This is a genomic window from Exiguobacterium sp. s152 (assembly GCF_018618335.1).
GTDB lineage: Bacteria > Bacillota > Bacilli > Exiguobacteriales > Exiguobacteriaceae > Exiguobacterium > Exiguobacterium chiriqhucha.
Map to the genome: position 1 here is coordinate 130,886 of NZ_JACSLX010000004.1, position 17,273 is coordinate 148,158.

The 17,273-nt window shown below is 52.0% G+C and carries 21 protein-coding genes; 4 read left to right on the top strand and 17 right to left on the bottom strand.

The window, feature by feature from the left end; genetic code table 11:
* Nucleotides 1-138: 138 nt before the first annotated feature.
* Nucleotides 139-651 carry a hypothetical protein gene (locus tag KNP72_RS09110; RefSeq protein ID WP_021068024.1) on the top strand — a complete coding sequence of 171 codons (513 nt, stop codon included), beginning with the start codon at nucleotides 139-141 and terminating at the stop codon, nucleotides 649-651.
* Here KNP72_RS09110 and KNP72_RS09115 read toward each other — a convergent pair whose 3' ends face one another.
* From KNP72_RS09115 to KNP72_RS09145, 7 genes are all read right to left on the bottom strand, one after another.
* Nucleotides 652-1,344: a Crp/Fnr family transcriptional regulator gene (locus tag KNP72_RS09115; RefSeq protein WP_021068023.1), complete on the bottom strand. Its 693-nt coding sequence runs from the start codon at nucleotides 1,342-1,344 to the stop codon at nucleotides 652-654.
* Between the two features lie 111 nt (nucleotides 1,345-1,455).
* Entirely contained in the window at nucleotides 1,456-1,659 is a 204-nt protein-coding gene (locus KNP72_RS09120) for a hypothetical protein (RefSeq protein WP_214832971.1), read from the bottom strand.
* The gene (locus KNP72_RS09125; RefSeq protein ID WP_214832973.1) at nucleotides 1,649-2,155 is read right to left on the bottom strand and encodes a QcrA and Rieske domain-containing protein; all 507 of its coding nucleotides are present in this window, start codon (nucleotides 2,153-2,155) and stop codon (nucleotides 1,649-1,651) included. Before KNP72_RS09125 ends, KNP72_RS09120 begins: the two co-directional genes overlap by 11 nt.
* Before the next feature lie 20 nt (nucleotides 2,156-2,175).
* Nucleotides 2,176-2,718 carry a 4Fe-4S dicluster domain-containing protein gene (locus KNP72_RS09130; RefSeq protein ID WP_021068020.1) on the bottom strand — a complete coding sequence of 181 codons (543 nt, stop codon included), beginning with the start codon at nucleotides 2,716-2,718 and terminating at the stop codon, nucleotides 2,176-2,178.
* The gene (locus KNP72_RS09135) at nucleotides 2,715-4,961 is read right to left on the bottom strand and encodes a molybdopterin oxidoreductase family protein (protein WP_214832975.1); all 2,247 of its coding nucleotides are present in this window, start codon (nucleotides 4,959-4,961) and stop codon (nucleotides 2,715-2,717) included. Before KNP72_RS09135 ends, KNP72_RS09130 begins: the two co-directional genes overlap by 4 nt.
* Nucleotides 4,954-5,241 (bottom strand): hypothetical protein, encoded by a 288-nt coding sequence (locus KNP72_RS09140; RefSeq protein ID WP_114164958.1) that lies wholly within the window; start codon nucleotides 5,239-5,241, stop codon nucleotides 4,954-4,956. The genes KNP72_RS09135 and KNP72_RS09140 overlap by 8 nt, the downstream gene beginning before the upstream one ends.
* Complete coding sequence (locus tag KNP72_RS09145) at nucleotides 5,222-6,349, bottom strand: MFS transporter (RefSeq protein WP_214832977.1); 1,128 nt, start codon at nucleotides 6,347-6,349, stop codon at nucleotides 5,222-5,224. The genes KNP72_RS09140 and KNP72_RS09145 overlap by 20 nt, the downstream gene beginning before the upstream one ends.
* 134 nt (nucleotides 6,350-6,483) lie before the next feature.
* Here KNP72_RS09145 and KNP72_RS09150 point away from each other — a divergent pair, with 134 nt between their 5' ends.
* Entirely contained in the window at nucleotides 6,484-6,855 is a 372-nt protein-coding gene (locus KNP72_RS09150) for a DUF3221 domain-containing protein (protein WP_214801642.1), read from the top strand.
* Here KNP72_RS09150 and modB read toward each other — a convergent pair.
* From modB to KNP72_RS09180, 6 genes are all read right to left on the bottom strand, one after another.
* Nucleotides 6,852-7,493: a molybdate ABC transporter permease subunit gene (modB, locus tag KNP72_RS09155; RefSeq protein WP_214801645.1), complete on the bottom strand. Its 642-nt coding sequence runs from the start codon at nucleotides 7,491-7,493 to the stop codon at nucleotides 6,852-6,854. The two genes, KNP72_RS09150 and modB, sit on opposite strands and share 4 nt — an antisense overlap.
* Nucleotides 7,490-8,221 (bottom strand): molybdate ABC transporter substrate-binding protein, encoded by a 732-nt coding sequence (gene modA, locus KNP72_RS09160; RefSeq protein WP_214832979.1) that lies wholly within the window; start codon nucleotides 8,219-8,221, stop codon nucleotides 7,490-7,492. The genes modB and modA overlap by 4 nt, the downstream gene beginning before the upstream one ends.
* A 106-nt stretch (nucleotides 8,222-8,327) precedes the next feature.
* Nucleotides 8,328-9,035, bottom strand: a complete 708-nt coding sequence (gene ric, locus KNP72_RS09165) for an iron-sulfur cluster repair di-iron protein (RefSeq protein WP_214801649.1) — start codon at nucleotides 9,033-9,035, stop codon at nucleotides 8,328-8,330.
* A 148-nt stretch (nucleotides 9,036-9,183) separates the two neighbouring features.
* Nucleotides 9,184-10,464, bottom strand: coding sequence for an isocitrate lyase (gene aceA / locus KNP72_RS09170; protein ID WP_214832981.1), 1,281 nt, complete (start codon nucleotides 10,462-10,464; stop codon nucleotides 9,184-9,186).
* A gap of 67 nt (nucleotides 10,465-10,531) precedes the next feature.
* Nucleotides 10,532-10,828, bottom strand: a complete 297-nt coding sequence (locus KNP72_RS09175; protein ID WP_214832983.1) for a hypothetical protein — start codon at nucleotides 10,826-10,828, stop codon at nucleotides 10,532-10,534.
* Nucleotides 10,825-13,008, bottom strand: coding sequence for a malate synthase G (locus tag KNP72_RS09180; RefSeq protein ID WP_214832985.1), 2,184 nt, complete (start codon nucleotides 13,006-13,008; stop codon nucleotides 10,825-10,827). Before KNP72_RS09180 ends, KNP72_RS09175 begins: the two co-directional genes overlap by 4 nt.
* A gap of 181 nt (nucleotides 13,009-13,189) precedes the next feature.
* Here KNP72_RS09180 and KNP72_RS09185 point away from each other — a divergent pair, with 181 nt between their 5' ends.
* Entirely contained in the window at nucleotides 13,190-13,636 is a 447-nt protein-coding gene (locus KNP72_RS09185) for a MarR family winged helix-turn-helix transcriptional regulator (protein WP_021068009.1), read from the top strand.
* Nucleotides 13,633-14,268, top strand: coding sequence for a nitroreductase family protein (locus KNP72_RS09190; RefSeq protein WP_021068008.1), 636 nt, complete (start codon nucleotides 13,633-13,635; stop codon nucleotides 14,266-14,268). Before KNP72_RS09185 ends, KNP72_RS09190 begins: the two co-directional genes overlap by 4 nt.
* A 36-nt stretch (nucleotides 14,269-14,304) precedes the next feature.
* Here the strand turns inward: KNP72_RS09190 and KNP72_RS09195 are convergent, their stop codons facing one another.
* Genes KNP72_RS09195 through KNP72_RS09210 form a run of 4 tightly spaced genes read right to left on the bottom strand, consistent with a single transcriptional unit; the run spans nucleotide 14,305 to nucleotide 17,271 of the window.
* A complete protein-coding gene (locus KNP72_RS09195) occupies nucleotides 14,305-14,967 on the bottom strand; it encodes an NAD(P)H-dependent oxidoreductase (protein ID WP_214801658.1) in 663 nt (220 codons plus the stop codon).
* Nucleotides 14,968-14,984: 17 nt separating this feature from the next.
* Nucleotides 14,985-15,596, bottom strand: coding sequence for a class I SAM-dependent methyltransferase (locus KNP72_RS09200; RefSeq protein ID WP_058765356.1), 612 nt, complete (start codon nucleotides 15,594-15,596; stop codon nucleotides 14,985-14,987).
* Nucleotides 15,593-16,600, bottom strand: a complete 1,008-nt coding sequence (locus KNP72_RS09205; protein ID WP_214832987.1) for an ABC transporter permease — start codon at nucleotides 16,598-16,600, stop codon at nucleotides 15,593-15,595. Before KNP72_RS09205 ends, KNP72_RS09200 begins: the two co-directional genes overlap by 4 nt.
* Nucleotides 16,597-17,271: an ABC transporter ATP-binding protein gene (locus tag KNP72_RS09210; protein ID WP_029596334.1), complete on the bottom strand. Its 675-nt coding sequence runs from the start codon at nucleotides 17,269-17,271 to the stop codon at nucleotides 16,597-16,599. The genes KNP72_RS09205 and KNP72_RS09210 overlap by 4 nt, the downstream gene beginning before the upstream one ends.
* Nucleotides 17,272-17,273 lie beyond the last annotated feature (2 nt).

The window sequence follows — 17,273 nt, forward strand, 5'->3', positions numbered from 1 at the left end:
CACTTATTTCGCATGTTGAGTTTTTTTATCGGCTTGTCATCAATCTGTGACAAAATCGCCTTTCTTTCGGTTCTGTGACATTGAACACAGAAAAACCCTCCCCGATTCCTTATCGTAAGGAATAGAGGAGGGATAACTGTGTCACATCTTATTCAAATTCATTGCGCATCCGAGGCTCGTTTGGCGCTGCAGCCATATTTCTTCAGTCAAGATGGGGCCCATGTGTTCCGCGTCTTCGGTGTCTCGATTGCCGAAGCGGCGTTCACGGAGACGGGCATCACCGTCACGTTCCCACTGGAAAGTCCGATGGAAGAACTGCAAGCCCTGCATGACTTGCTTGTCCGAATCGATACAAACCACGACGTGACGATCGATGATACCCAGGCGGTCATCGGCTACCTAGGGGACGGGACGGTGGTCACCGTCTATCGCCACTTCAAACGTTGGCTGGACTTTTTGTCCGCAGCGCGCGTTCGCTCGATGGAAGGTGTCGTCGTCGAAGTCCGTGCTAACGGGGTCAAGCTAGCCGAAGGAGTACTTCGGTCTTACGAGTTGATGGAAGATGGCGATTTTTATGTATCGGCCTGTACAATCGAGGCCGATGGGTTAGAACATTTCGAGGGCGAGCTATCACTTGCCGCCGTGATGTGATCAATCGATGACACAGACTGAAATGGGACAGTCCTCACAATGGTTGAGCTGTTTCAAGCGGTCGAGGTCATGAATGATGATTTGACGAGACGGGAGCGACAAAATCCCCTCTTGGGCGAGCTCGTTCAACATGCGGTTCACGCGTTCGCGCGACGTTCCGCAATAGTTGGCGAGCTCTTGATTTTTCAGTTTCAAGTCGATGAGAATGCCACCTTCGACTTCCACCCCATAGCTGTTCGCCATGCGAATGAGCGTCGAATAAAGCGCCCCTTTCTTCCCGTTCAACACCAAGTCTCTAAATTTCGTATGCTGCTTCCGCATATGTTCGTTAATCATAATCATGAACTCGCGGACGAACTCGGGATTCGATGACAAAATCATCGTTTCAATCCGTTCGATTTTGACCGCATAAATTTCACTGTCTTCTAACGCTTTCGCGTTAAACAGATATTTCGGATCGATTGCGAACAACGTCAATTCTCCGCAACAAGCCTCAGCGCTTAAACAACGTAACGTCAATTCTTTTCCATTTTCCGTCAATTTCGAAATTTGGATTAGTCCACTCTTTACAATATAAAATTCGGATGCGTCTTCTTGTTCCCGGAACAGAAACCCGCCTTTGGGGACATGAATGATTCGATGTGCCAATTTTTTTGTTTCCTCGAGCACCATCGATTTACTTGAATGAGCCATTTCCACCGACCTTCCTTAAAAACACGTTGCACCATATGAAAGCTTGCCTTCATTCTAAACACAAACCCCCTCGAAACGCAATCAACATTTGGAAGCGTTTCAAGGGGACGACTATTCTTTTGTACGATATTCAATTTTTTTCCAATATCGATATAACAAGGTGATCAATCCGACATTGATGATGGCGATGACCATATATAGTCGCATCGAGGCATGATCATACACCATATAGCTCTCAATTGTATATTGCAACAGCACCATGTTCGTTGCGAGCAACACGACCAATCCGATTAAACTCCAACCGTTACGCCCCATGATGAATCTCTCTTCCGACCGCAAAGATTTTCCCGTTTTCAATCTCAAGTAGGATTTTAGGAAGCTCCCGTTGTGGCGGACCCGCTTGGGGCTGTCCATCCAGACCGAAGTAGCCGCGGTGACATGGGCAGAGTAGCACATCTTCTTCCTCTACATAAAACACAGGACACTGCAGATGTGTACATTTGTTGTTATAGGCAACGAACTCACCGGTCTTTAAATGAACAAGCAACGATGGCTCCGTGCCTGGATATTCGAATTCGAGTGATTTCCCCCGCTCGAGCGCCGCGACCGTCGTGATGAACTGACGATTGGTTCTCGGTGCACTGCGGACGAAAGTCGCGATATTAAACGGGACCGTCGCGAGACCGAGCGCGATGCCGGCCCCAAACGTCGATTTGATGAAGGCACGTCGGTTCAGTTTCACATCATCGGCCCGACTCAAGTTATCGACAAGTGCGGATAACCGTTCCCGCTCTTTTGAATCTTTCGACATAAGTCATCTTCCTTTCTGTCTCAGTCGGAATAGACGCCAAAGAATTCAGGGACGTAATTCCATTTATCGTCTTGTGAAGGTTTTTTTCCTTCAATCATGTTCATTTGAACGCGCTGACGACGCAGTTGCATCATCTCGTCATGGTCAATGAAACGAATCGCATCTGACGGACAAACTGACGCACACATCGGCGCGATATCATGTTTGGAACGGTCGTAACACATGTCGCATTTATACATCTTGTTCTTCTCAAAATCGAACTTCGGAATTCCAAACGGACAGGCGAACGTACAGTTCCGGCAGCCGATACATTTTTCTTCGGAAGCCGATAAGACGACACCTTCTGGCGTGATTTGAATCGCATTGGCCGGACACACTTGAGCACAAGCTGGATTTTTACATTGCATACAGATCATCGGGAACGTCTGACGGTTCTCCGAGAAATCGATATAGTCCACGTAGTTGCGCTCAAGTCCGTCATGATCACCACATTCGCGGCAAGCAGCCTGACAAGCTCGACAGCCGATACAACGTTCAAATTCTAAATACATGACTTTATTCATTTCGTATGAACCTCCTCATCCATGACGTGACAGCTCGTTGTAATCGCATGGTCCGCCATGAACGGTACGCTCGAACCGAGTGGCACCGTCAACGGGTTAATGTGTAGCGGCGTATTCGCCGGTAACTTCTTCAATTGAACCGCACATACTTTGAACTCAGGCATGCGTGACATCGGATCGAGACACGGATTCGTCAATTGATTGATGGCGAGCTCTTTGCCCCAATGGTAAGGGACAAAGACGGTATCGTTTCGAATCGCCTTCGTCAAACGCGCCTCGACGACCATCGCTCCGCGGCGTGTCCGCAGTTCGACTTTGTCACCCGTTTGTAGGCCATAACTTGAGGCGAGCTCGGGATGAATCTCCACGAACGGCAATTTTGACATCGTGCTCAAGAAATCGACACGACGCGTCTGGTTGCCAGACAAGTAATGGAAGACGACACGGCCCGTCGTGAGCGTGACCGGATATTCTTCATTCGCATATTCGCCGGCCGGTCGATACGTGACGACGGGCAAATTCGCTTTCCCGTTTGCCGTACCAAACCGTTCTTTGAACATCGTCGGTGTGCCCGGATGGTCTTCAGACGGACACGGCCAGAAGACACCATATTCGTTGTCGATTCGTTCCCACGTGATTCCGGAGTAGTCGGCCGCTCCACCTTTTGTCGCGATGCGGAACTCCTCCCAAATGTCACGCGCCGTCTCGTACGGGAAGTACTGTCCGCGTCCCATCCGTTCAGCAATCCGCTTCATGATGTCCCAGTCTGGAAGCGAGTCTCCGAGAGGTTCGCGTACTTTCCGGATCCGAATGACACGTCCTTCTAGGTTCGTCGTCGTCCCTTCATCTTCGGCCCACGAACAAGCCGGCAAGACGACGTCCGCGAACTCGCAAGATTCTGACATGAAGAAGTCGCTGACGACGAAGAAATCGAGCTTATTGAAACTGTCCCACACGTACGGTAGGTTCGGTGCCGAGACGGCCGGATTCGAACACATGAGGTGCATCGCCCGAATCGTTCCCGCTTGAATCTCATCGAACATTTCGAATGCAGACACACCTGGTTTTGGCATCTCGGAAGGATCGATGCCCCAGACACCGCTCACATATTCGACGGCTTTCGGGTCAGTTAACTTCCGGTAGCCCGGTAACAAATCGGCTTTTTGTCCATGTTCCCGTCCGCCTTGGCCATTCCCTTGCCCGGTCATCGTAGCGACACCCGAGGCGAATTTTCCGACCATGCCGCGCAGAAGTGCCATCGACGTGTAGAGCGAGACGTTGTCGACGCCTTTTGACTGTTGTTCGACACCACGGGCAAACAACATGACCGACCGTGGGCTCTTTCCGTAAATGTGACCTGCCTTTTCAAGCTTTTCGATAGCAATCCCCGTCACATCACTCGTCCGTTCGAGCGTCCAGTCACGGACCGACGCCTTCAACTCTTCGTAGTTATCGCAACGCTCATCCACATACGCTTGATCGACATAATCGTGTTCGACTAAAAAGTTGAGCAGTCCCATCGCAAGCGCCGCATCCGTCCCCGGTTTCAAATCGAGGTGAACATCGGCGACACGCGCCATCGGAATCTCACGCGGATCGGCGACGATGATTTTCGCGCCTTTGTCCTTTGCTTTCCAAATATGTTGCGTCGTCGTCGGATGACATTCGGCGATATTCGAACCGGCGACAAAGAACGTGTCGACATGCTCGAACTCCGTCCACGGGAGCGTCGCCCCGCGGTCAATCCCGAGAGTCTTTAAGAAACCGCCGGCAGCAGATGACATACAGAAGCGGCCGTTATAGTCGATGAATCGTGTGCCGAGTGCGACCCGCGCATACTTCCCGACGAGGTAACATTTCTCATTCGTCATCGAGACGCCGCCGAAGACAGACACCGCATCCTTTCCGTGCTCTCGTTGAATCCGTTTAAAGTTCGCTTCGATCACGTCGAGCGCTTCGTCCCATGTCGCTTTCTCAAACTTGCCATTCCGCTTGATGAGCGGTGTGAGGATGCGGTCCGGATGCTCAATCGTTTGATAGGCCGTGACGCCTTTCGGACAAAGCTTGCCTTTATTCACCGGGAAATCGTAGCGTGGTTCGACGCCTTTGACGGCTCCGGTCTTCTCATCGACCCGGATGTGCATGCCGCACTGCATACCGCAGTAACAACAATGGGTCGTAATCAGTTTCTCACCAGGTTTGATTAAGTTCTGTACTTCTGGCGACGTTAAAAAGTCACTCATCGTCTTCCCCTCCATAGAACGTTTCCGCTCTTCGTTTTGAAAATCCACTGACGTGATAGCCGTTAATCGTTTGAAGCGGATAATGCATCCCGTCACTTCCTGGCCGTCCGAGCGCCGAATCGAGCCGGGCCCGACGACGACAGGCGTGACAGAGGTCTTGGACCGTATGTGCCGCATCGACTTTTACGAGTTGGTCCGACCCTTCGAGCAATTGTTTCACTTGCTCGATTTCTTCAAGCGTCCCGGTCGGTTCTCCGCATTTAACGCACAGGTGTCTCATCTTTTGCCTCATCTTTCGTCTCCTTCGGCCGGCCGAACCCTGGCATCGACATGCCGGTATTCGTATCGACCGGGTGCGTCGACAACTGTCCATTCATCAAGTTCAACTGCATCTTCACACGCATCGAACGTCGACACGGTTGGCAGTAATCCGACAGCTGGGTCCCGTCACTGAGTCCGAGCTGAATCGTCTGTGCTTGTAAAATCGCTTGGACGTCCTCGACTTGATTGTCCGTTGCATAGCGTGTGCCACAACCAGCGCAGACACGCGTCTCATCCGCTTCGACTTCCCGGTAGTTCATCGGTACGCTGGCTGCCATCGGTCGGACCGGCAAGTGGAACAGTTTACCGAACGGGAAGTAGCATAAAAAGATGATGACGGTCAATTGATGGAACAAGGCGAGTTCATGATGGACGAAGCCGCCGAAGAATACGTACGACACGGTCAACAAGAGACCTGATACGGTGACGATGAGCAACATGAGGAGCGGTAAAATATCAAATTCGAATCGCTGGGTCACTTTCACGTCCTGGTCGTTAATCCGGCGATAGAGTGCCATGAGCACGCCGACGAGCAACATGAGCGCGGTGATGTTCAAGCCGTTATAGACGAGCTCGGCGAACAACCCGTGCGCGGCCATTTTGATGGTCGGGGTGTTGAAGACGACGATTTGATACGTCTCGATATCAATCAAATCAAAGCGCATCCATTGGAACGTCAAGCCGAACGTGATGGCGAACGACCCGAGGCATCCCCAGGCGATCAACATATGTTGGGTCCAGCGGTACCAGCCACGTTCCCAGATGAACTTCTGTAAGACGATGTTATTGACAGTTGTCGTGGCGACGGCTTTACTGGCCCGTTTCTTTTCTGCCTTCATTTGTTTAAGGCTCCGCTTCAATACTTGCGAAGTGGCCGGCCGTGCAAAGAATAACGTCAAACGAACGACCATCCCAATCATGCAAATGACGGCGGCGATATAGTAGCCGAACAACGCCATGTCCACGTGCTCAAATCCTGCCGACGCGACCCACGTCGAGAGCACCAAGGCGGTGAATCCTACGAACGACCACTTTGCAGCGGTCGAATAAAAATAACGATCGGACATATGTGTTCCTCCTTCTCTTTCCGAGCGACTTCATAGTTTCATCATAAAGATGACATCTCGACTTAACTGTTACTTTTTTCACAGATAAGCGATTCGAGACGTGACAGAATAATGAACGAAGGAGGCGTTCCCTTATGAAATCATCATTCAAAATCATGTTATTTCTCGCCATCGCAGCCATGCTTGTCGTCTTTTCCATCGGGTTTGTCTTCGCTAACCGGGCGACGACCGAGCCAGACGTCGAAGGATATGTGATTGAAGTGAATGAGTTTGACCGCACCGCTCTCGTCATCAGTGGTATCACTGCAGAAGAGGCCACGCTCTCTCCTGACACTCTTTTCGCGCAAAGTGAACCGGAAGACGTAAGTTGGTTCAAGTTTCAAGTGAAAGCCACGTTCGAACAAATCGCTGTCGGGGACCACGTCCACATTTGGAAAAAGACCGGCCCAAGTATCTTAAATACTCCGAACCGGTCTTATGTGAAAAAAGTCGACGTGATTGACTAATATTGACGTTTGCCATAACGTTCACTCAGCCATAGGACTAAAAACGCCAAACCAACCAACCATCCGCTCCAGACGAGTGCCTGGGTCATATCACCGTTGATTGTCGCCATATAAATCGCAGTAGCGAGTGTCATCGTCTCGCCCGGAATGTTCCCGGCAATCATCATCGTGATCCCGAACTCGCCGATTGACCGTGCGAAACCGAGGACGAAGCCGCTCGTCAACGCGGGTAGCAGCAGTGGAATCGTCACGTAAGTGAACAGTTGACGCTCTGACCCGCCGAGCACGCGTCCGGCCTCATACCATTCTGCATCGAGTTGTTTGAGCCCGAGACGAATTGTTTGGTAGATGAGCGGAAACGCGGCCAAGGCGGACGCGATGACGTTCGCCTGTTTGGTGAACAAGATGGTGACGGGCAAGAACCCACCGATCCCGTTGTTCCCAAGGACAATCAAAGCGTATAGCCCGATGACTGTCGGCGGCAAGATAAGCGGCAGTAAAAACACTGTCTCCAGCAGCCGCTTTCCTTTAAATTGACGGTGATGCATGAAATAGGCCGCTCCGAAGGCAAGGACGAAGGCGCTCACCGTCGCCATCATCCCGACTTCGAATGTGAGTTGAAGTGGAGATTGCGTCATTTGGAAAATCCTTTCGCCAAAAAGTGAGCTTGAATCTCATCATCAAACAAACGCGCATAGATATCGCGGACGTATGGATCATGCGTTAAGCGAACTGCCGGATACGAAATCGCACCCGTCGCTTCAAACGGGACCGACTGAATCGACTCGATGGCCGTCGTGAGTTCCGTTTTATAAACGAATCCCGCATTGGCGTCACCTTGTTCGATGAGCGTCAGCACTTGTCTCACGTTTTGGGCGAACATGACTCGCGGCTCCACTTCCTCCCACACATCTTCCCCTTCGAGCGCCACTTTTGCGTAACGACCGGCCGGGACATTGATCGGATCACCGATGACGATGCGAGCACATGTATTTAAGTCGTCCCACGTCTCCGCGCACGGTTTCCCTTTCGGTGTTACGAGCCACAATTCGTTATGCAAGAACATATCCCGCTCTAGAATCGGGATTTGTAATCGGTCGACATCGTCAACGCTCGCGGCTAAAAAGATATCTGCCGGAGACCCGTGATTGATTTGTGCTCGCAAAGCGCCGCTCCCGTTCGTCACGACCCGAACATCAATCCCCTCGAATTCCGCTTCAAGTTGTCGCTCGATCTCTTCCAAAGCCGGTCCTAAGCTCGCCGCTGCTAGGATGGTCACGGTGTCCTCCGAATCTGAACTCGACCAGACTTGACTTAGTAATAAGGCGACTGCCATCCCTATGATGACTCCACTCACCCGTTTCATGATTGATCACTCCTTTGCTTCTCTTTTATCGTAGCGATTGCTTCGCCTCCCATCTGTATCAAACGTCACAAAAATACACCCCTACGTCAGTAGAGGTGTGCCCTTATTAAGCGAACGTGCGCGCCCGCGGGAATAAAATGTTGTTCTCGAGATGAATATGTTCGAACGTATCCGATTCGAGCGCTTCTAACCGTTGATAGACAAGACGATACGTCCCACACGCACCTTCAGGCGGCGTATAGTCGTTCGTGATGTGCCGAAGCTCTTTCAAGATGTCACCCGCTGCTGCATGTTCTGACTCGAGCAAAGCCAAAATGTCATCAAGCTCCCGTCTCGTTTCAGCTGTCGGTGCCGTCTCATGACGAAGCAACGTCGGGAAGTCTTCCGTCTCTTCTTTGACGATATGTTGTTCAAGTTCCACTTTCAATTGATTGAACAATTGGTGAATGCGACCGAGGTGCGGATGATTTTGTCCGTGAACCCGGAACACTTTTGTCACATATGGTGTGAGCTGAGGCAATTCGTCCGTCAAAAACTGGTGATGCTTATAAATGATGTGCTCAATCAATTCCGAAGAAGAAGCGGCATCCCAATCGATGCTCTTCTCGTTCATCTCTTGCTTGCGTTGATAGAGCGCATTGACTTCTTCTAAAATATCTTCTGTCGACCGTTTCGATTTGTCAGTCGCTTCAGCGAGTGGTCGGTTGCCACCACAACAAAAATCGATTCGGTTCCGTTTGAAGATGTCTGCTGCTTGCGGGCATTGTTTGACGATTTCAGATACGTGCGTATCGCCCGTGAATGTCTGTGTCATCTGTCATAACCTCCATATTCGTTTTGACATATTTAGCGTAGCAAGAGTTTGACGACAAAAATGTGAAATACGTCACATTTAGGTGAACGGGATTGCCTCGTTCCAAATTTGGACACAAAACAGCCCCTCATTTTGTGAGGGGCGTCGATTAATGGGAAGGCGTTTCAAACTGCTCTGCCTCTGTCGATCCGGCCAGTGCCGTCGTCGACGACTGGCCTCCAGAAATGACGAGTGACACTTCATCAAAGTACCCGGTCCCGACTTCGCGCTGGTGACGTGTCGCCGTATAGCCATGCTGCTCCGCCGAGAATTCAGCTTGCTGCAACTCGGAATAGGCAGCCATCCCGCGGGCTTTGTATCCGCGTGCGAGTTCGAACATTCCGAAGTTGAGCGAGTGGAAGCCAGCGAGCGTGACGAATTGGAACTTGTACCCCATCGCACCGATCTCTTGTTGGAATGTTGCGATTTCCTCGTCCGACAGCTTCTTCTTCCAGTTGAACGAAGGTGAGCAGTTGTAAGCAAGCAGTTTGCCCGGATATTTCGCGTGAATCGCATTTGCGAATTGGCGTGCCTCGTCCAAATCGGGCTCGGACGTCTCGCACCAGACGAGGTCAGCGTACGGTGCGTAGGCAAGACCACGCGCGATTGCCTGTTCGATGCCTGCCTCGGTGCGGTAAAACCCTTCCGGTGTCCGGTCACCGACGATGAACGGATGGTCGATTGGGTCGATGTCGCTCGTAATCAAATTCGCCGCGTGAGCATCCGTCCGGGCGACGATAATCGTCGACACCCCCATGACGTCTGCCGCGAGCCGAGCGGCAATCAAGTTTTTCACGGCCGTCTGTGTCGGTAGCAACACTTTCCCGCCGAGATGTCCGCACTTCTTCTCTGACGACAATTGATCCTCAAGATGGACACCGGCCGCCCCCGCCTCAATCATCGCCTTCGTCAGTTCGAACACGTTGAGCACACCGCCGAAACCGGCCTCCATGTCAGCGACAATCGGGGCGAACCAATGCGTATCGCCTTTTCCTTCCGCCGTTTGGATTTGGTCGGCGCGTTGAAGCGCCTGATTGATCCGTTTGACGACGCTCGGCACCGAATTGGCCGGATACAGGCTTTGATCCGGATACATATGTCCCGACAAGTTCGCGTCGGCGGCAACTTGCCAACCGCTCAAATAGATGGCCTCAAGACCAGCCTTTACTTGCTGGATGGCCTGGTTCCCCGTCAACGCCCCGAGCGCGTGGACGTAGTCCCGCTCGTGGAGTAACTCCCATAACCGTTCCGCTCCTTTTGTCGCGAGCGTATGTTCAATCAACACTGACCCCCGAAGCCGCATCACGTCTTCGACTCCGTATGGACGTTCGACCCCTTCAAATCGTTCCGACTGTATCATTTCCTCAATTTGTGCGTGTTGTTCGTTCATATCCATTCCTCCTGTATTATATTAATTATAATTTTAATTTTTTGTTATATAACAGATGGTGCAAAAATTAATCTAAATAGGCACAGCATTCGAGCGCCGATTTGAACGACGAGTGTTCCATGCCGCAGCAGCGACAGACGTTCTCTTCATCACGTTCTTCCGGTTTGCGGAACACGACGACTTCTTCGACTGGCTCTCTCATGATTTGGAGCGATCCGTCGGCCCGGTCTAGGACGAGGCGCATCAAATCGTTCCCGTAGACGAACGCCGTGTTCGCTAGCGTCGCTGTCGATTCCCCTGAGATGATTCGACGGACGACCCAACGTTCAATTAACTGTTCGCTTTCGACTTTTTTCGTTGTCATAATGATGCTCCTCCTTTTAAGTTCGGTTCTAATGTCACTTGTTGTAAAAACTGTCGACGGCGCCGGTGCAAAATCGGTTCCGTATATCCATTCGGCGATTCGCCGCCTTCGAATACTAAATCTCGCGCCGCTTGATAGGCGATCGAACGCTCCACGTCAGGCGTCATCGGGCGATAGTACGGGTCCAACGCGTTTTGCGCGTCGACGACACCGGCCATCCGGACGAGCGTCGCTTCCACTTGCTCTCGACTACAGACGCCATGATACAACCAGTTGGCCACGTGCTGACTCGAGATACGGAGCGTCGCCCGGTCTTCCATTAAGCCGACATGATGAATATCGGGCACTTTCGAGCAGCCGACACCTTGTTCGACCCAACGGACGACATACCCGAGTAAGCTTTGCAAGTTATTCTCGAGCTCCTCGTTCACGTCTTCGTCCGTGTAGTCTCGCGTGGCGAGTGGGATTTCAAGCAACCGACTCCGTTCCATCACATGATCGAACGAACGAGCGGCCACTTCACGTTGGACGTCAAAGGCGTCGACTTGATGGTAATGGAGTGCATGAAGCGTGGCGGCCGTCGGTGATGGGACCCAGGCCGTCGTCGCCCCGGACCGGACATGGTTGATTTTTTCGCGCATCATCTCGCCCATACGGTCCGGCATGGCCCACATTCCTTTCCCGATTTGTCCGCTTCGATGGAATCCGGCGTCGAGTCCGCACCGGACGTTCGACCGCTCATACGCGTCGAGCCAAGCCGAGGCTTTCATCTCACCTTTTCGGCGCATCGGTCCGAGCGTGAGCGAGGAGTGAATCTCATCCCCGGTCCGGTCGAGGAAGCCTGTATTGATAAAGACGATGCGCTCTTTCACTCGTTCAATGCAGTTCTTTAGATTGAGCGACGTCCGACGCTCCTCGTCCATCACACCAACTTTAATCGTGTGACGCGGCAGCTCGAGCACGTCTTCAATCGCGTCGAACAAATCGTTCGTGAAGGCGACTTCTTTCGAGCCATGCATTTTCGGTTTGACGATATAGATCGAACGTTCGCGAGAATTGTGTCTAGCGTCGAGATGACGGCTCGAGATGAGCGCTGTGAAAATCCCGTCCAGGATGCCTTCCGGCACTTCACGCCCTGCCTCATCAAGCATCAAATCCGTCGTCATCAAGTGTCCGACGTTGCGAATGAACAAGAGTGACCGTCCCGGTAGCGTGACTTCACGTCCTTCCGGTCCGATATAATGCCGGTCCGGGTTCAATTTCCGTGTGAGTCGTCTCCCGCCTTTCATGAATGTCGCCTCGAGTGTTCCGTCCATGAGACCGAGCCAGTTCGAGTAGAGCTGGACTTTCTCTTCGGCGCACACGGCCGCGACCGAGTCCTCACAGTCGATGACGGCCGATAACGCTGATTCGAGCTCGATATCGACAAGTCCCGCTTGATCTGTTTTTCCGATTGGATGGTTCCGGTCAAACTTCAGCTCGACGTGAATCCCGTTGTGGACGAGCAGGAGCTTCTTCGGATCACTTGCCTCCCCGACATAGCCGACGAGACAATCGTCTTGGAACGCGATGCGGTTCCCTTCGATGATGGCGTACGGCCTTCCCTCTGACACGAGATAGCCGTCCGCTTCCGCATGCGAGCTGTCTCGGAGCGGGAACGTGTCGTCGAGAAACCGTTTGGCGTAGGCGATGACCTTCGCCCCTCGTTCCGGATTATATCCAGCCGTCGGCTCCTCGTCCGTGTCGATGACGTCCGTTCCGTACAAGGCGTCGTACAAGCTGCCCCAGCGAGCATTCGCCGCGTTCAACGCATAGCGCGCATTATCGAGCGGGACGACGAGCTGTGGCCCGGCCTGTATAATCTCTGAGTCGACGTTCGTGACGTCGATTGTAAAATCGGGAACGATTGGCTCGATGTAGTGGATGTCTTGCAAGAACGCCTCGTATCGATGTTGCTCGAAGGTCGGACCATGTTCCTTGTACCAGTCCTGTAACAGTCGTTCATATGCTACTCGTTCTTCCAGCAATGCTTCGTTCCGCTCCGTGAAGTCGTCTAGAATTTGACCGACCCCCACCCAAAACTGTTGCCGGGAAGCCTCTTCGGGCAATACCCGCTGCGCAATCAAGTTGACGAGTGCACGATGGACACGATATGTGCCAATCCTTACGTATTGTTCCAATCCGTCACATCCTTTCGAATAATTGTTATATATCAGTTGAATATAATATAGACTATTATATAACAGTTTGACAACAGTTTTTTTGAATCTTTTTATTTGCCTTCTCTCTTCAAACCGATTAGGATGAATTGTGTGACCTATCAATGATTGATTTATCAATTAGTTTTAAGGAGGATGTTTCATGCGCGACGCCTGTTCGCTCAGCGACGAAATCCTTTACCACGTCATCACCGTACAAAAAGAACTCGCCCAACTGTTCGATACGGAAATGGACGGACTCAGTTCGACCCGCTTCGATATTTTAAGCAACCTGCATCACGTCGGACCGTTACGGCAACGTGAATTGCAACAACGGGTCGGCGTCGACCATGCCGCCATCACGCGTCACTTAAAACAGCTTGAGACACAGGGCTTAATCACGCGCGAACGATGTCTTCAAGACAATCGGGTCATCTTTGTCGATTTGACGGATGACGGTCGTGAGCGGATTGCACATTGGACCGAGCAAAAGAAGTGCTTATCGGACCGACTTTTTGTAAACATGAAGGTAGAGGATCAACAACAGCTACTCGAATTGCTAAATACATTACAAACCAACATTCAACACGAAAGGAAGACCCTTATATGAACACGACTACACAAAAAGACTTTATGGAGATCGTCAAAGGACGCCGCTCGATTCGCGTATACGATGAGAATGTCAAAATCTCGAAAGAAGAGATGACACAAATCTTGGAGGAAGCGACGACGGCTCCGTCTTCACTTAACTTACAACCTTGGCGCTTCGTCGTCATCGATAGCGCGGAAGGCAAAGACACGCTCCTCCCGCTCGCAAGCTTCAACAAACGCCAAGTCGAGACGTCATCTGCCGTCATCGCCATCTTCGCCGATTATCAAATGGCCGATTACACAGAAGAGATTTTCGATACGGCCGTTGAACGTGGCCTCATGCCGCCAGACGTCCGCGACCGTCAAGTCGATATGATTACAGGCATCTTCAAAGATGCACCGAAAGAGTCAATCAAAGACAGTATCTTGCTCGACTCAGGCCTCGTCGCGATGCAGCTCATGCTCGTCGCCCGCGCCCACGGCTATGACACGAACCCGATTGGTGGCTATGACAAAGCGAACATCGCGGAAGCGTTCGGCCTCGAAAAAGAGCGCTACCTTCCGGTCATGCTCCTCTCAATCGGAAAAGCCGCGGAAGACGGTTACCAATCAGTCCGCTTCCCAATCGACCGCATCACAGACTGGAAATAAGAAAAAGCTCAAGCGCCGAGGCGCTTGAGCTTTTTTTCATCCGATGTATTTGACGACCTCGTTGAAGTCACGGCGTGTCTTCGGCGCGAAGTCACGGGCCCGATGTCCGAACGCGACCATGACCGAGAGCGACCAAGCGCCTCGTTCCATGACACCTTCTGAAATCAACAATTCGTCAATATCTGCTTGATTGAACCCTTCAATCGGGCATGAGTCGACACCGATTTGGGCAGCAGCCGTCATCATGTTGCCGAGCGGAATGTACGTCTGACGTTTAATCCACTCTTGGAACACACGCTCGTCGTCCAACAATCGATAATCTTGTTCTTGGAACTCACGGACACGCTTCACACGGAGGGCATATTCGTCTTCCGTCCGCCCTTGGACGTCCGTGACGACGTGACGGATATAGTCCGAATCATATCGCATCGCTTCAGGCGTCCGCGCCAAAATCAACACGAAATGACTTGCCGTCAACGCTTGTCCTTGTGCACCCCAAGCATGGTCTTTAATCTTTTGGAGCAAGTCTTCGCGACGAACGACGACGAACTGCCACGGCTCGAAACCGAACGAACTCGGTGACAAACGGCCCGTCTCCAAGATGAACTCGAAATCTTCCTCATCGATTTTTCGGTCCGCATCGAACTCTTTCGTCGCTTGACGCCAACGATACGCGTCTAAAATATCTTCTTTTTTCACGATTTTCCACTCCCCATTCACCAAGATGACTCCATCATATCAAAACGATAAATGAGAAAGCGCTCATGAAGATTCTTCAATGGTAATCGGACATCCTGCACGTAGCGAAACGGCGTCTCATCGTTCAAAAAATGTAAGTACTCATCGGCCGGATAATAGAGGATGAGGTCGACCGGGCGCGGTGTGCGCTCGACCGAGTCGATAATATTCGCGACGACCTGCCGGAACACGTTCACCGAGAACGGGTTGAAGAAATAAAAGCGGTTCGCCTCAGCCGGCACCTCAAACTGTTCGGCGTAGCCGCGGACGAGCTGAACACTGCCACGCGTCCGATGTTTCTTGGCATAGTTCATCCAATTCTCGAGCGCCGCCTCATGGAAGCCGCCGTCCATCTCGACACCGATGGCCCGGACCCGGAACGTATAGGCGAGATAAAACGGAAGCCGCCCCTTCCCCGAACCGAAATCTACGACCGTGTCCGTGGCCGCGAGCGGATAGGCGTCACGCAACAAGTCGAGCGCCTCATAAGGAGTCGGTTCATAGCGATGGTATTCAGCCGAGGCCGGGAACCCTTGTTGCGGTTTCGCCGTCTCGATTTGAAGCAATCGTTCATAATCTTGTTCAGTCATAAATCTGTCCTTTCTTGGATGGCGCGGAAAAACGGATGACGCTCCATCTCTTGTTTGAACGCCTGTCGTTCTTGCCACAGCACATAGCCGACATAGAGCGGGATGAGCAACTTGAACCAGCTCGGCACGAGGAGCATTCCGGTGACGGCAAGTGGGACGAGACGCAACCATAGGTTCCGATGACGCGGCGTCCGTATATAGAGTAAAATGGCCGACGTACGCCGGGCGGACCCAAACCGATTCGGTCTCGGTCGATAAAGCGGACGTTTGCGCCGACTTGGTTTCTCGATCGCACCCGACGTGGATAATAAGGCCCGGTCGAAAGCCATACGCAGCGCCTCACTACGTTCGAGTTCTTGACTAAGATATGGGTGGCGTGACAGCCATCCTTCTCCGATATACATCGCAAATGCAACGAGGCCGCTGCCGAGGACGACCGCCCCTAAAGGCGAGTCGCTGAGGAGCGCATACATACAAACGAACGTCACACAAGTGACCGTAACTCGTAACATCCAATGGCTGCGCCGGACTGTCAACTGATAACGGATCCACGTATGAATCCCGGTCAAAAACAGGAGGCTGATCCCAAATGCGGATATGGAGACAACGGGCCAACCGTCAAGCCAAAGCACGGGGATGAATGCCAATAGGACAAAGAGGAGCGTTGAACCTAGTTTGATGGCGTAATAAAACAACGAATCGTGCTTCAATCTGTGAATCAAAGAACGTTTGGCGATCAGCGTCACGTCCGCCCGTTCGATCCAGACGAAAAACTGATTTCTGAGTAGTACGATTCCAATTCCAAGCGCCCAAACGAACATCGGTACTTGGCTCACCCATCTAAGCTCACCTTGCCAAAGCAATCGGTATTGATATCCGAGAAAGATGGCGAACGGAATGACTCCGTAAAGAACGACTGTCCAATCCAAAATGAGCCGCCACGTCTTCCACTGCTTGGTCATATGGACTCGAATACGTCTAGCAAACAGCTGATGTTCATTCATCGCATAACCACATCTTCCATCATATCGAACAGCGACTCGCCTTCGGTTTGCAGGCTGAGACGCAATTCATCTTTCGTCCCACTTGCGAGCATGCGTCCGTCATCGATCCAGACGAAGCGGTCGCATAACCGCTCTGCCGTGTCGAGGACGTGGGTGACGAGAAGCACCCCGGTGCCTTGACGGCGTTCCGCTTCAAGTAAACGAAGCAACTGAATCGTCGTCGTCGCGTCGAGTCCGACGAACGGCTCATCGACAAGGAGAAACTTCGCCTCTTGGATGAGCGCCAACAGAATCATCGCTTTTTGCTTCATCCCTTTTGAGAACGAGGCGATATAGTCGTACCGGACCGTCTCGAGCCGAAACAGACGCAGCAATTCGTCTGTCCGCTCGCGAGTGTGAACACTCGTCAATTCCAATACGAGAGCGATATGTTCCTCGAGCGTCAAATAATCATAGTAAACCGGTTGCTCGGGGATATAGGCGTAGCGGTCGATTTTCACCGTTCCACGCATCCACGGGATTGTTCCGGTGAGACAGGCGAGCGTCGTGCTCTTCCCGGCCCCGTTCGACCCAATCATCCCAACGATTTCGCCCGGTCGGACCTCAAATTCGATGTCCTCAATGACCGACTCACCGCGTTCATACCCGGCTTGTTCAATGTGAACGTCCATTC